The organism is Pseudomonas sp. RA_15y_Pfl2_54, assembly GCF_963971015.1.
Classification (GTDB): domain Bacteria; phylum Pseudomonadota; class Gammaproteobacteria; order Pseudomonadales; family Pseudomonadaceae; genus Aquipseudomonas; species Aquipseudomonas baetica_A.
Map to the genome: position 1 here is coordinate 33,376 of NZ_CAXAPN010000021.1, position 14,477 is coordinate 47,852.

At 59.4% G+C, this 14,477-nt stretch carries 11 protein-coding genes; 10 read left to right on the forward strand and 1 reads right to left on the reverse strand.

From position 1 onward, the window contains the following. Positions 1 to 156: 156 nt before the first annotated feature. Positions 157 to 1,077, reverse strand: a complete 921-nt coding sequence (locus AACY50_RS16515) for a MurR/RpiR family transcriptional regulator (RefSeq protein ID WP_339432565.1) — start codon at positions 1,075 to 1,077, stop codon at positions 157 to 159. A gap of 309 nt (positions 1,078 to 1,386) precedes the next feature. Between AACY50_RS16515 and AACY50_RS16520 the strand changes: the two genes are divergently transcribed. The 10 genes from AACY50_RS16520 to AACY50_RS16565 all read left to right on the forward strand — a co-directional run bounded on the left by AACY50_RS16520 (position 1,387) and on the right by AACY50_RS16565 (position 14,460). Beyond that, entirely contained in the window at positions 1,387 to 3,324 is a 1,938-nt protein-coding gene (locus AACY50_RS16520; RefSeq protein WP_339432564.1) for a bifunctional 5-dehydro-2-deoxygluconokinase/5-dehydro-2-deoxyphosphogluconate aldolase, read from the forward strand. A 69-nt stretch (positions 3,325 to 3,393) separates the two neighbouring features. Then, positions 3,394 to 4,284 carry a myo-inosose-2 dehydratase gene (gene iolE / locus AACY50_RS16525; protein WP_339495622.1) on the forward strand — a complete coding sequence of 297 codons (891 nt, stop codon included), beginning with the start codon at positions 3,394 to 3,396 and terminating at the stop codon, positions 4,282 to 4,284. Then, entirely contained in the window at positions 4,284 to 5,093 is an 810-nt protein-coding gene (iolB, locus tag AACY50_RS16530) for a 5-deoxy-glucuronate isomerase (RefSeq protein WP_339465679.1), read from the forward strand. The genes iolE and iolB overlap by 1 nt, the downstream gene beginning before the upstream one ends. Positions 5,094 to 5,137: 44 nt before the next feature. Further along, complete coding sequence (locus tag AACY50_RS16535; protein ID WP_339432561.1) at positions 5,138 to 6,640, forward strand: CoA-acylating methylmalonate-semialdehyde dehydrogenase; 1,503 nt, start codon at positions 5,138 to 5,140, stop codon at positions 6,638 to 6,640. Between the two features lie 25 nt (positions 6,641 to 6,665). Beyond that, a complete protein-coding gene (locus tag AACY50_RS16540) occupies positions 6,666 to 7,487 on the forward strand; it encodes a TIM barrel protein (RefSeq protein WP_339538858.1) in 822 nt (273 codons plus the stop codon). 47 nt (positions 7,488 to 7,534) lie between these two features. After that, positions 7,535 to 9,466, forward strand: a complete 1,932-nt coding sequence (gene iolD, locus AACY50_RS16545; RefSeq protein ID WP_339538859.1) for a 3D-(3,5/4)-trihydroxycyclohexane-1,2-dione acylhydrolase (decyclizing) — start codon at positions 7,535 to 7,537, stop codon at positions 9,464 to 9,466. A gap of 42 nt (positions 9,467 to 9,508) precedes the next feature. After that, complete coding sequence (locus AACY50_RS16550) at positions 9,509 to 10,534, forward strand: Gfo/Idh/MocA family protein (RefSeq protein ID WP_339538860.1); 1,026 nt, start codon at positions 9,509 to 9,511, stop codon at positions 10,532 to 10,534. 154 nt (positions 10,535 to 10,688) lie between these two features. Next, the gene (locus AACY50_RS16555; protein WP_339432557.1) at positions 10,689 to 11,741 is read left to right on the forward strand and encodes a Gfo/Idh/MocA family protein; all 1,053 of its coding nucleotides are present in this window, start codon (positions 10,689 to 10,691) and stop codon (positions 11,739 to 11,741) included. Between the two features lie 156 nt (positions 11,742 to 11,897). Beyond that, a complete protein-coding gene (locus AACY50_RS16560; RefSeq protein WP_339432556.1) occupies positions 11,898 to 12,824 on the forward strand; it encodes a sugar ABC transporter substrate-binding protein in 927 nt (308 codons plus the stop codon). A 70-nt stretch (positions 12,825 to 12,894) separates the two neighbouring features. Further along, positions 12,895 to 14,460 (forward strand): sugar ABC transporter ATP-binding protein, encoded by a 1,566-nt coding sequence (locus tag AACY50_RS16565; protein ID WP_339432555.1) that lies wholly within the window; start codon positions 12,895 to 12,897, stop codon positions 14,458 to 14,460. Positions 14,461 to 14,477 lie beyond the last annotated feature (17 nt).

Below are 14,477 nucleotides of genomic sequence, written 5' to 3' on the forward strand. Positions count from 1 at the left end.
GGATCCTCTAAATTCTTGTTTTCAGAGAATCAGCTTATAGAATAATTATTCTTTCCTGTAAATAAATGGAATAAATATTTACAAGTGAGTGCGCGGCCGCTGCCAGCGATGGTGGAGGGAGGGCGCTACGCGTGCAGCCGTAACGCCGCTCCTGGATCAGTCTTCGAACCCGACCTGCTCGTGAATATCATCGACCTTCAACTCCAGTCGATACGCCACGGCGATAAACAGCGCCTGGCACAGGCACAGGGTCGCACTCAATGAGCGGAACGCAAATGAACTGCCTTCGTTGACCAGCAGCAGGGTGTTGGCGCGCTTGGCCAAGGGCGAGAGATTGCTGTCGGTGATGATCAGGGTTTTCGCCTGTTGATGCTGGGCGATACGCAGGCAATGCTGAGTTTCCTTGCCGTATGGCGTGAAGCTGATAGCGATCACCAGGTCATTGGCGCGCACGCTGCGCATTTGCTCGCGATAGCTGCCGCCGAGCCCCGAGACCAGGTGGATTCGTTTGTTGGTGTGTTGCAGGTTGTAGACCAGGTAATCGGCTACCGCGAACGAACGGCGCACGCCGACCACGTAGATGTTGTCCGCATTCACCACCATGTCCACGGCCTTGTCGAAGGCCAGGTCATCGAGCTCCATTCCCAGTCGTTCGATGCCCGACAGGGTTGCGTTGATGCACTCGCGCGCCAGGTCGCCGCCGCTGGCTTTCTGCGATTTGTTGGCGATCATGCTGCGAATGCGCTGCTGGTAGTTCTGCACCGGCGTGGTTTTGTGGGTATACGCCTCGCGGAACAACGCCTGCATTTCGCTGAAGCCACTGAAGCCGAAACGCTGGGAAAACCGCACGATGGCCGACGGGTGCACTTCGCACTCGCGGGCAATGTCGCTGATGCGGTCGACCATGATCCGGTCGCTTTGCTGGCTCATGTAACTGGCGATACGTTTGAGCTGGCGCGGCAGGCTGTCGTATTCATTGGTGATCAGCTGCAACAGACGCTCGGCATTGATCGGGGGGCTGGTGAGATCGCTCTCGAGCGTGCTCTCGGTCGTAGCCGGCTGATCGGTGCGGGACATAGGGAATCCTTCAGGCTGTTCTTATAGGGACGATTTTTCACCTCGTCCCCTGGCAATAGGTTTGCAATGCGCAGTCTACAGGGTAGGCAAGAACAAAATCTTGAGCTTGCAGTCGTGCGCAGCGTGCTGAAACGATCCACGACCTCTGGAACGCTTGTACAGGAGTATGTTGGAAAAAATATTCCACATAAAAATTATTTGGAATAATTATTGATTGTTCGGTCCCGGTCGTTTTAGTCTGCATCCACCAAGAGTGTTCGGCGCGGTCATCGTCCTGAGCACAGGCTGATAAAAATAACAGGAGCCAGCATGGGCCAGACTCGTTTTGCCAGTGGACGTCAGTTGGATCTGATTTGCCTGGGGCGCCTTGGCGTCGACCTCTATGCGCAGCAAGTCGGCGCGCGGTTGGAAGATGTTTCAAGTTTCGCCAAGTACCTCGGTGGATCGTCCGCCAACATCGCTTTCGGTACGGCTCGATTGGGCCTCAAGTCGGCGATGTTGAGCCGGGTCGGTGACGACCATATGGGCCGCTTCCTGGTGCAATCCCTGGCCCGCGAAGGTTGTGACATCAGTGGCATCAAAGTCGATCCGGAGCGCCTGACCGCCATGGTCCTGCTGGGCCTCAAGGATCGCGAAACCTTTCCATTGGTCTTCTACCGCGAAAACTGCGCCGACATGGCGTTGCGGGCTGAAGACATCAGCGAAGCCTTCATCGCTTCCAGCAAAGCCTTGCTGATTACCGGCACCCACTTCTCCACCGATGGCGTCTACAAAGCGAGCACCCAGGCGCTGGATCATGCCGAGAAACACAACGTCAAACGGGTGCTGGACATCGACTATCGCCCAGTGCTCTGGGGACTGGCCGGCAAGGCTGACGGGGAAACACGCTTCGTCGCCGATCAGAGCGTCAGTCAGCACGTGCAAAAAATCCTCCCGCGTTTTGACCTGATCGTCGGCACTGAAGAGGAGTTTCTGATGGCTGGCGGCTCCGAGGATTTGCTCACTGCGTTACGCAATGTCCGCCGGCTGAGCGCTGCAACGTTGGTGGTCAAGCTCGGCCCGCAAGGTTGCACGGTGATTGATGGCGTGATCCCGGCTCGTCTCGAAGACGGCGCCATTTATCCAGGCGTGCGCGTGGAGGTGCTCAATGTGCTGGGTGCCGGCGACGCCTTTATGTCGGGCTTCCTCAGTGGTTGGCTGGAGGATGCGAGCGACGAGCGCTGCTGTCAGTTGGCCAATGCCTGTGGTGGTCTCGTGGTTTCACGCCACGCTTGCGCCCCGGCCATGCCGACCCGCGCCGAACTCGAATATCTGTTCAACAGCCCGTTGCCGATTACCCGGCCGGATCAGGATGGGGTGTTGCAACGCCTGCATCAGGTCAGCGTGCCGCGCAAACAATGGAAGCAACTGTTCATTTTTGCTTTCGACCATCGCGGGCAATTGGTGGAACTGGCGCACAAGGGCGGTCGTGACCTGAGCGCGATTGGCGAACTCAAGCAACTCTTTATCAAAGCCGTGGAGCGGGTCGAAGCTGATTTGCACAAGCAAGGCATCGAGGCCGATGTCGGGCTGCTGGCCGATCAACGCTTTGGCCAGGACTCGCTGAACGCTGCCACTGGCCGTGGCTGGTGGGTGGCGCGACCGGTGGAAGTGCAAGGTTCGCGTCCATTGGCTTTCGAGCATGGTCGCTCCATCGGCAGCAACCTGATCGCCTGGCCGCAGGAGCAAATCATCAAGTGCCTGGTGCAATTCCACCCCGACGACGAGCCGTTGCTGCGACTGGAACAGGAAGCGCAGATCAAGGGTTTGTATCAGGCATCCCTGGTCAGCGGTCATGAACTGCTGCTGGAAATCATCCCACCCACTGATCATCCCTCGCCCCATCCAGACGTGTTGTATCGCGCCCTCAAACGGCTCTACAACCTGGGTATTTATCCGGCCTGGTGGAAAATCGAAGCGCAGAGCGCCCAGGAGTGGAAGCAACTCGACGAACTGATTCAGGCGCGTGATCCGTATTGCCGAGGCGTGGTGTTGCTGGGGCTGAATGCGCCGACAGCAGCCCTGGCCAAAGGGTTTCAACAGGCCAGCCAGAGCCAGACCTGCCGTGGTTTTGCCGTGGGCCGGACGATTTTCCAAGAGCCGAGCCGCGCGTGGATGGCGGGTGAAATCGACGATCAAGCGCTGATCCGCCAGGTGCAGGACACGTTTGTCGAACTGATCGATGCCTGGCGCACAGCCCGGGCCTGACGGGTTGACGCAAATCCCCTGTGGGAGCGTCGGTCTTACAGATAGGTAAAAACAATAAAAGGTGCAGCCATGCCCGCTATTCGAATTGGCATCAACCCGATCTCCTGGAGCAACGATGACTTGCCGTCCCTCGGGGGCGAGACGCCGCTGAGCACCGCATTGAGCGAAGGCAAGGAAATCGGCTACGAAGGTTTCGAACTCAACGGCAAGTTCCCCAAAGACGCCAAGGGTGTCGGCGATGTACTGCGTCCCTACGACCTGGCGCTGGTGTCCGGCTGGTATTCCAGTCGTCTGGCCCGCCGTTCGGTGGCCGAAGAAATCGACGCCATCGGCAGCCATGTCGAACTGTTGGCGAAAAACGGCGCCAAGGTGCTGGTGTACGGTGAAGTCGCCGACTCCATTCAAGGCCAATACATTCCGCTGGTTGAACGCCCGCGTTTTCACACCGAACACGCCTGGCAGGAGTACGCCGACAAACTCACCGAACTGGCACGCTTCACCCTGTCCCAAGGTGTTCGTCTGGCCTATCACCATCACATGGGCGCCTACGTCGAGTCCCCGGCCGACATCGACAAGCTGATGGCGCTGACCGGCAGTGAGGTCGGTTTGCTGTTCGATTCGGGCCATTGCTACATGGGGGGCGGCGAACCCCTGAAGGTGCTGGGCAAGCACATCGAACGCATCTGCCATGTGCATTTCAAGGACGTGCGCAAACCGGTGGTGCAACTGGCGCGCAACAACCTGTGGAGTTTCCCGGACTGCATCATCAACGGCACGTTCACGGTGCCCGGCGATGGCGATATCAACTTCGGCGCCTTGCTCGATGTGCTGCTGGCCGCTGATTACCAAGGCTGGCTGGTGGTCGAAGCCGAACAGGACCCCGCGGTGGCGCCGAGTTATGTCTACGCCAAAAAAGGCTACGACACCCTGCGCACGCTGCTCGACGAGAGGACTGCATGATGAGCCTGCTGGTCAAAAGCAATGCCCGTGGCCGGACCATGGTCGAGCTGGGTAAAGATGAGTTGGAGTACGTCGGTTTCGCCGCGTACCGCTTGAGTCTGGGCGAGACCCTGCCAGTGTCTGCCGGTGATAAAGAACTGTGCCTGGTGCTGCTCAGCGGCCGGGTCAGCATCAAGGGCGAAGCGCCGGGGCAGGGCGCGTTCGACTGGGACAACCTCGGCGATCGTCAGTCGGTGTTCGAAGACAAATCTCCGTTCGCCGCGTATTTGCCACCCGGCAGTCAGGCGCAAGTGGTCGCGCTCAGCGAAGCACAAATCGCCGTGTGCGCCGCCCCCGGTTCCGCGGGCAATGGCCTCGGCCCAAGGCTGATTCAACCCGACTCCATGAAACGCAGCGTGCGTGGTAAAGGCGCCAACACCCGTTATGTCTGCGACATTCTGCCGGACACCGAACCGGCCCATTCGCTGCTGGTGGTGGAAGTGCGTACGCCGTCGGGTCACTCGTCGAGCTACCCGCCGCACAAGCACGACACCGACGATTTGCCGCACCAGAGTTTTCTGGAAGAAACCTATTACCACCAGATCAACCCGCCCCAGGGCTTCGTGTTCCAGCGGGTCTACACCGACGATCGCAGCATCGATCAGGCCATGGCCGTGGAAAACAGCGACCTTGTTGTCGTGCCCAAGGGTTATCACCCGGTGAGTGTGCCGTACGGCTATGAGTCGTATTACCTGAATGTCATGGCCGGCCCGAAACGCGTCTGGCAGTTCCACAACGATCCGCAGCACAGTTGGCTGCTTGATCTGTGAACTGAAAAGCCCAAATTCCAACCTCTGCACGGAGAACACGATCCATGAGCGACGCCCCGGTCATCGGCCATTACATTCACGGTCAAGTGCAAGACAGCCACAGCGAACGCTTCAGCAATGTTTTCAACCCGGCCACCGGCAGCGTCCAGGCGCGCGTCGGGCTGGCCAGCCAGAAAACCATAGACGAAGCTGTTGCCTCGGCCCTGAAAGCCTTCCCGGCCTGGTCCGAACAATCATCCCTGCGCCGTTCGCGGGTGATGTTCAAGTTCAAGGAACTGCTCGACCAGCATCACGATGAACTGGCAGAAATCATCAGCCGCGAACACGGCAAAGTGTTTTCGGACGCCAAGGGCGAAGTCACCCGGGGTATCGAGATCGTCGAGTACGCCTGTGGAGCGCCGAACCTGCTGAAAACCGATTTCAGCGACAACATCGGCGGCGGCATCGACAACTGGAACCTGCGTCAGCCGCTGGGCGTGTGTGCCGGCGTCACGCCGTTCAACTTCCCGGTGATGGTGCCGTTGTGGATGATCCCGCTGGCGCTGATCACCGGTAACTGCTTCATCCTCAAACCGTCCGAGCGTGATCCGTCCGCCAGCGTGCTGATGGCCCGACTGTTGAGCGAAGCCGGTTTGCCCGACGGCGTGTTCAACGTGGTCCAGGGCGACAAGACAGCGGTGGACGCGTTGCTGCAACACCCGGACATCGAGGCGATTTCCTTTGTTGGCTCGACGCCGATTGCCGAGTACATCCACCAACAAGCTACCTCCCGGGGCAAGCGTGTGCAGGCACTGGGCGGGGCGAAAAATCACATGATCGTCATGCCCGACGCCGACCTGGATCAAGCGGCAGATGCCCTGATCGGCGCGGCCTACGGCTCGGCCGGCGAGCGCTGCATGGCGATTTCGATTGCCGTGGTGGTGGGCGATGTCGGTGACCCACTGATTGCCAGACTGCTGCCGCGTATCGATCAACTGAAAGTCGGCAACGGCCTGAAGGGCGACAGCGACATGGGGCCGTTGGTGACCGCCGAGCACAAGGCCAAAGTCGAAGGGTTTATCGACGAAGGCGTGGCTCAGGGCGCACGACTGATCGTCGACGGCCGAAACTTCAAGGTGCCGGGCGCCGAGAACGGCTTCTTCGTCGGCGCGACGCTGTTCGACAACGTCACGACGCAAATGAGCATCTACCAACAGGAAATTTTCGGCCCGGTGCTGGGCATCGTGCGGGTGCCGGATTTCGCCAGCGCCGTCGCGTTGATCAACGCCCACGAATTCGGCAACGGCGTGTCCTGTTTCACCCGCGACGGTGGCATCGCCCGAGCCTTCGCCCGCACCATCAAGGTCGGCATGGTCGGCATCAATGTGCCGATTCCGGTGCCGATGGCCTGGCATTCTTTCGGCGGCTGGAAACGCTCGTTGTTTGGTGATCACCATGCTTACGGCGAGGAGGGCATTCGCTTCTACAGTCGCTACAAAAGCGTGATGCAGCGCTGGCCCGACAGTATCGCCAACGGCCCGGAATTCAGCATGCCAACGGCCAACTGATTCACCTGTGCGGAGAACAACAATAATGAGCAAACCCCTGCGTTTCGCCCTGAACCGTATGGTCGCCCCACGCTTGTCCCTGCCGGCGTTCATCGACCTGGCGGTGGCCCTCAAGGCCGACGCCATCGAAATTCGCAACGACCTTAAAGGCGTCGAGATCGAAGACGGCACCGCCCCCGAGCGCGTCCGTGAGTTGTGCACCGCCCAAGGCATTACCGTGCTGTCGATCAACGCGCTGTATCCGTTTGATGTGTGGAATGACGAGCGCCGTGCACAGGCCTTGAAGCTGGCTGCTTATGCCCGTGATTGTGGTGCTCAAGGGTTGGTCATGTGTCCGCTCAACGACCGTGCTGACCCGCGCAATGAGGCTGCACGCGCTTCGGGTTTGCGCACGGCGTTGACTGAACTGGCGCCGATCCTGCGCGAACACGGCATCCTCGGTTTCATTGAACCGCTGGGTTTCGAAGAGTGCTCGCTGCGCCGCAAGCGTACGGCGGTGGACGCGATCAAGGCCATTGGCGGGCTGGATGTGTTTCGTCTGGTGCACGACACCTTTCACCATTACTTGGCCGGCGAACATGAATTCTTTCCCGAGCTGACCGGACTGGTGCACATCTCTGGTGTCGAGGATGCCGAGGCGCCGTTGGCGACCATTCGCGACGGCCACCGGGTGCTGGTGGGCGAGGGCGACATCCTCGGCAACGCGGCGCAAGTCGACACCTTGCTCAGCAGTGGTTACAGCGGCTACCTGTCGTTCGAGCCTTTTGCCGACAGCGTCCATGGTCTGGCGGATATCCAGCAGGCGATCGGCGCGAGCATGGATCACCTGCAAAGAACTCAAGGTTAATGGAAATCCCCCATTAGATTGGATTTGCCTTCATAAAAGGTGCGGCAATGAACACAACAAGACTGACCATGGCCCAGGCCCTGGTGAAATTCCTCGATAACCAGTACATCGAGGTCGATGGGGTCCAAAGCAAGTTCGTGGCCGGGATCTTTACCATTTTCGGCCACGGCAACGTGCTGGGTCTGGGCCAGGCGCTGGAGCAGGACAGTGGCGACCTGATCGTCCATCAGGGGCGTAATGAGCAAGGCATGGCACACGCGGCCATCGGTTTTGCCAAGCAGCACCTGCGGCGCAAGATCTACGCTTGCTCTTCATCGGTAGGCCCTGGTGCAGCCAACATGCTGACCGCCGCGGCGACGGCGACGGCCAACCGCATTCCCTTGCTGTTGTTGCCCGGCGACGTGTATGCCTGCCGCCAGCCGGACCCGGTGTTGCAACAGGTCGAGCAGTTCCACGACCTGAGCATCAGCACCAACGATGCGTTCAAGGCCGTGAGCAAATACTGGGACCGCATCAACCGCCCCGAACAACTCATGACGGCGGCGATCCACGCCATGCGTGTGCTGACCGATCCTGCCGAAACCGGCGCAGTGACCCTGGCCTTGCCGCAAGACGTGCAGGCCGAGGCCTACGACTATCCCGATTACTTCCTGCAAAAACGCGTGCACCGCATCGAGCGTCGTCCGGCGACCGAGGCGATGCTCGGTGATGCGCTGGCGCTGTTCAAAGGCAAGCGCAAGCCGCTGATCATTTGCGGTGGCGGGGTCAAATACTCGGGTGCCAATGGCGCCTTGCAGGCGTTGGCCGAGCGCTTCGACATTCCCTTCGCCGAAACCCAGGCCGGCAAGAGTGCGGTGGTGTCCAGTCACCCGCTGAACGTTGGCGGGATCGGTGAAACCGGCTGTCTGGCGGCGAACTTGCTGGCCAAAGACGCGGACCTGATCATCGGTGTCGGCACCCGCTACAGTGATTTCACCACCGCCTCGAAATCCCTGTTTCAGCATCCGGACGTGCAATTTCTCAACCTCAACATCAGTCCTTGTGATGCCCTGAAGCTCGACGGCGTGCAACTGCTGGCGGACGCCAAAGTTGGCTTGCAAGCCCTGGCTCAAGCCTTGGGCGATTACCGTTCTGCGTGGGGCGATCAACCGCGACAGGCCAAGGTTCAACTGGACGAGGAAGTCGACCGTCTCTATCAGGTCGAATACCAGAGCCAGGACTTCATCCCGGAAATCAACGACCACATGGACCCGGCGGTGCTGCGCGAATTCATCGAGCTGACCGGCTCCTGCCTGACCCAGAGCCGTGTGCTTGGCGTGCTCAATGAAACCCTGGCCGATGACGCGGTGATCGTCGCCGCCGCCGGCAGCCTGCCCGGTGACTTGCAGCGCAGTTGGCGCAGCAAGGGCGTGAACACTTATCACGTCGAGTACGGCTATTCCTGCATGGGTTACGAGGTCAATGCCGCACTGGGCGTGAAACTTGCCGAGCCTGAGCGCGAGGTCTATGCGCTGGTCGGTGACGGCTCTTACATGATGCTGCATTCCGAACTGGCGACCTCGATCCAGGAGCGCCGCAAGATCAACGTGGTGCTGTTCGACAACATGACTTTCGGTTGCATCAACAACCTGCAGATGGAACACGGCATGGACAGCTTCGGCACTGAGTTGCGGTTCCGCAACCCGCAAACCGGCAAGCTCGACGGCGGTTTCGTGCCGGTGGATTTCGCCATGAGCGCGGCGGCTTATGGTTGCAAGACCTACAAAGTGAGCACGGTCGAAGAGCTGCGAAGCGCATTGGCCGATGCGCGTTTGCAGACGGTGTCGACGCTGATCGATATCAAGGTTCTACCCAAAACCATGATTCACAAATACCTCTCGTGGTGGCGGGTCGGCGTGGCGCAAGTCTCCACCAGCGCCCGCACCGATGCGGTGGCCAAGACCCTGAATGAACGACTGGCCAAGGCCCGTCAGTACTGATTGCCCCTGATACCCACAACAAATTTTCACCGGAGAATCTTCATGTCATTGCTCTCTCATTCACTGCGGATCGGCGTCATCGGTACCGGGGCTATCGGCCAGGACCATATCCGTCGTTGCAGCCAGACCCTGCTCAATAGCCAGGTCGTTGCTGTAACCGACATCAATTTGCAGCAAGCCGCGAAGGTCGTTTCCGACTTGAAACTGACCGCTGAGGTCTATCCCGACGGCCATGCGCTGATCAAGGCACCGGAGGTCGAAGCAATCCTCGTCACCTCTTGGGGCCCGAGCCATGAAGCGTTCGTGCTGGCGGCGATTGCGGCGGGTAAACCGGTGTTCTGCGAGAAGCCGCTGGCGGTCACCGCTCAAGGTTGCCGCAACATCGTCGAGGCCGAAGTGGCCCACGGTAAACGCCTGGTACAGGTCGGTTTCATGCGCCCCTATGACGAAGGTTATCGGGCACTCAAAGCCGTGATCGACAGCGGTCAGATTGGTGAGCCCTTGATGTTGCACTGCGCGCATCGCAACCCGAGCGTGGGTGAAAACTACAAGACCGACATGGCGATCACCGACACCCTGATCCATGAACTGGACGTGTTGCGCTGGTTGCTCGACGACGATTACGTGTCGGTGCAGGTGGTGTTCCCGCGCAAGAGCAGCAAGGCCCTCGCGCATTTGAGAGACCCGCAGATCGTGCTGCTGGAAACCACCAAGGGCACGCGCATCGACGTGGAAGTGTTCGTCAACTGCCAATACGGCTACGACATCCAGTGCGAAGTGGTGGGGGAGACCGGCATCGCCAGGTTGCCCGAGCCGTCCCAGGTGCAGTTGCGCAGCGGGGCGAAGTTGTCCAACGCGATTCTGATGGACTGGAAGGATCGGTTTATCGCGGCGTATGACGTTGAGTTGCAGGCATTCATCGATGGCGTGCGCGCCGGGCAGGTGGGTGGCCCGTCAGCGTGGGATGGCTTCGCCGCTGCCGTCGCCGCAGACGCGTGCATCGAGGCGCAGAGCAGCGGGGCGATCGTCAAAGTCGGTCTGCCAGACCGCCCACATTTCTACGGCTAACGATGATCGCCTGTGGGAGCGGGCTTGCTGGCGAAAGCGCTGTGTCAGCCGACATCAATATTGACGTGTCCGCCGCCTTCGCGAGCAAACCCGCTGCCACAAGGACGGCGTGTGTCCAGTGAGCGGTTACATAACAATAAGAAGGAATGCACACATGCGGATCGGACTTGTCGGTTACGGCCATGGCGGCCGGTTTTTCCATGCTCCGCTGATCAGCAGTTTGCCGGCGGCGACGTTCGTGGGTGTGGTCACCCGTTCACCGGAACGCCGACAGTTGCTGGCGGCAGAACACCCAGGGGTGCCAGCGTTCGACAGCATCGGCCAACTGGTGGAGGCCGGGATCGATGTGCTGGTGGTGTCCACGCCGCTCAAGGGCCGTCCGGCGTTGGTGCTTGATGGCATCGAACACGGAGTGGCGGTGGTCAGCGACAAACCGTTTGCCGCTGATGCGCAGCAAGCGCAAACCCTGATTACCATGGCCGAGCGCCAAGGCGTGCCGCTCAGCGTCTATCAGAACCGTCGCTGGGACTCGGACTTCCTGACCGTGCGCAAACTCATCGAATCCGGTGCGTTGGGCCAAGTCACCCGTTTCCAATCGCGGATCGAACGTTACTCACCACTGGCGGTGAACAACGGCAGTGGTGGTGGTTTTCTTCGCGACTTGGGCAGCCATCTGGTCGATCAGGCGTTGCTGTTGTTTGGTCCGGTGACACGGGTTTACGCCGAACTGGATTACCTGGAAAAAGGCCAGGTTTTCGATAACGGCTTCTTTATGGCCCTGACCCATGCCAGTGGCGTGACCTCACACCTGGGCGGCAGTTGCCTGCAAAACACCCCCGGCCCGCGCTTTCGGGTGACCGGCACCCACGGTTGTTACAGCGTCGATGGTCTGGACGGGCAAGAAGCCTCGGCACTCGCCGGGCTTTCGCCAAAAACCGAAGGTGAGCGCTGGGGGGTGGAAGAACATCGCCGCTGGGGCTGGTTCGAACAGGGCGAGGTGCGCGAACGGGTGCCCTCCGAGCGCGGTTGCTGGAATCAGTTCTATTTACAGCTACAAACCGCGTTGCAGAGCGGTGGCCCACTGCCTGTGGACGCCCGTGATGCACTGGCGACCACTTGCGTGCTGGACGCTGCGCGACTGAGCGCCGAGCGGCATCAAGTGGTGGAATTGAGCCTGTTCGAGCGCCATGGAATAAAATCAGAATAAAATTCTAAAATGAGTTGATATGGAAATTATTTTCCAATAAAGTCGTTTTCAGCGACCTGCCTCGCCACCTGTTTAAACCCTTTTCCCGCTTGCCTGCTTACTGAAATCGTCACGCCTCATCCATAAAACCAACAAGAATGTGGAGAAAGACTTTTCATGAAGACCAAGATCCGCTTTGCCTCACTTGCCTTGTCGCTGATGTTCGCCAGTGGCGCGGCGCTCGCCGATATGAAGATCGGCGTCAGCATGTCCCAATTCGATGACACCTGGCTGACCTACCTGCGCGAATCCATGGACACGAAAGCCAAGTCCTATCCCGATGGCGTACAGCTGCAATTCGAAGACGCCCGCAGCGACGTGGTCAAGCAATTGAGTCAGGTCGAAAACTTCATCAGCCAGAAGGTCGATGCCATCGTGGTCAATCCGGTGGATACCGCCGCCACCCGTAAAATCACCGAAGCCGCCGTCAAGGCCGGTATCCCGCTGGTCTACGTCAACCGCCGCCCCGATGACCTGAAGCTGCCCAAAGGTGTCGTCACGGTCGCCTCCAACGATCTGGAGGCCGGTGAAATGCAGATGCAGTACCTGGCCGACAAAATGGGCGGCAAGGGCAACATCGTGATTCTGCTCGGCGACCTCGCGAACAACTCCACCACTAACCGCACCAAGGGCGTCAAAGAAGTTTTGGCCAAATACCCGGACATCAAGATCGAGCAAGAGCAGACAGGTATCTGGTCGCGGGATAAAGGCATGACCCTGGTCAACGACTGGCTGACCCAGGGCCGCAAGTTTGACGCGGTCGTTTCCAACAACGATGAGATGGCGATTGGCGCGGCCATGGCCCTGCAACAGGCAGGCGTCAAAAAGGGTAGCGTGCTGATTGCCGGTGTCGATGGTACGCCGGACGGCTTGAACGCAGTGAAGAAGGGCGCCTTGGCCGTCTCGGTGTTTCAGGACGCCAAGGGACAGGCCGACGGTTCGATCGACACCGCCGTGAAAATGGCCAAAAACGAGCCGGTTGAACAGTCCGTGTGGGTGCCATACCGCTTGATCACCCCGCAAAACGTCGACACGTTCAAATAGCCCGTCCGTTCAATAACAACAATAAATACGCAAGGTTGCCACCGCGACCTTGCTGATGGAGTACCTGATCATGTTCGCTTCAGCGACTGCTTCGAGCACCCCGTTAGTGGGTATCCAGCCAACTGCAACACCTGCCGATGAGCCGTACCTGCTGGAGATCGTCAACGTCAGCAAGGGATTTCCCGGTGTGGTTGCCTTGGCCGATGTGCAGCTTCGGGTACGCCCAGGTTCTGTGCTGGCCCTGATGGGTGAAAACGGCGCTGGCAAATCCACCCTGATGAAAATCATTGCCGGCATCTATCAGCCGGACGCCGGTGAACTGCGCCTGAGGGGCAAGCCGGTGGTCTTCCAAACACCACTGTCAGCGCTTCAGGCCGGGATCGCGATGATCCACCAGGAACTCAACCTGATGCCGCACATGAGCATCGCCGAAAATATCTGGATCGGCCGTGAGCAGCTCAACGGCTTTCGCATGGTCGATCACCGGGAAATGCACCGCTGCACGGCGAAATTGCTCGAACGCTTGCGGATCAACCTCGATCCGCAAGAGCAGGTCGGCAACCTGAGCATCGCCGAACGGCAGATGGTCGAGATCGCCAAAGCGGTGTCCTACGATTCCGACATCTTGATCATGGACGAACCGACCTCGGCCATCACCGACAAGGAAGTTGCCCACCTCTTTTCGATCATTGCCGACCTGAAAAGCCAGGGCAAAGGCATTATCTACATCACCCACAAAATGAACGAAGTGTTCGCTATCGCCGATGAAGTGGCGGTGTTCCGCGATGGCGCCTACATAGGCCTGCAACGGGCCGACAGCATGGACAGCGATAGCCTGATTTCGATGATGGTCGGTCGCGAGTTGAGCCAGTTGTTCCCGGTACGCGAAAAGCCGATCGGCGATCTGTTGCTGTCGGTGCGCGACCTTAAACTGGACGGCATTTTCAAGGATGTTTCCTTCGACCTGCACGCCGGCGAGATCCTCGGCATCGCCGGGCTGATGGGCTCGGGGCGGACCAACGTTGCCGAAGCGATTTTCGGCATTACCCCAAGCGACAGTGGCGAGATTCGTCTCGATGGCGAAGTGGTGCGCATCAGCGACCCCCACATGGCAATCGAGAAGGGCTTCGCGCTGTTGACCGAGGATCGCAAGCTCAGCGGTCTGTTCCCGTGCCTGTCAGTACTGGAAAACATGGAAATGGCAGTGCTGCCGCATTACGCCGGCCGCGGATTCATCCAGCAAAAAGCCCTGCGCGCCTTGTGCGAAGACATGTGCAAGAAGCTACGGGTGAAAACCCCGTCACTGGAGCAGTGCATCGATACCTTGTCCGGTGGTAATCAGCAGAAAGCCCTGTTGGCGCGGTGGCTGATGACCAATCCGCGCATCCTGATTCTCGACGAGCCGACCCGCGGTATCGATGTCGGCGCCAAGGCCGAGATTTACCGGCTTATCGCCTATCTCGCCAGCGAAGGCATGGCGGTGATCATGATTTCTTCGGAACTGCCGGAAGTGCTCGGCATGAGCGACCGCGTGATGGTCATGCACGAGGGCGACCTGATGGGCACCCTCGACCGCCGCGAAGCGACTCAGGAGCGAGTGATGCAACTGGCCTCGGGCATGTCCGCCGTTCACTAATGAATGCTGACGCTGGC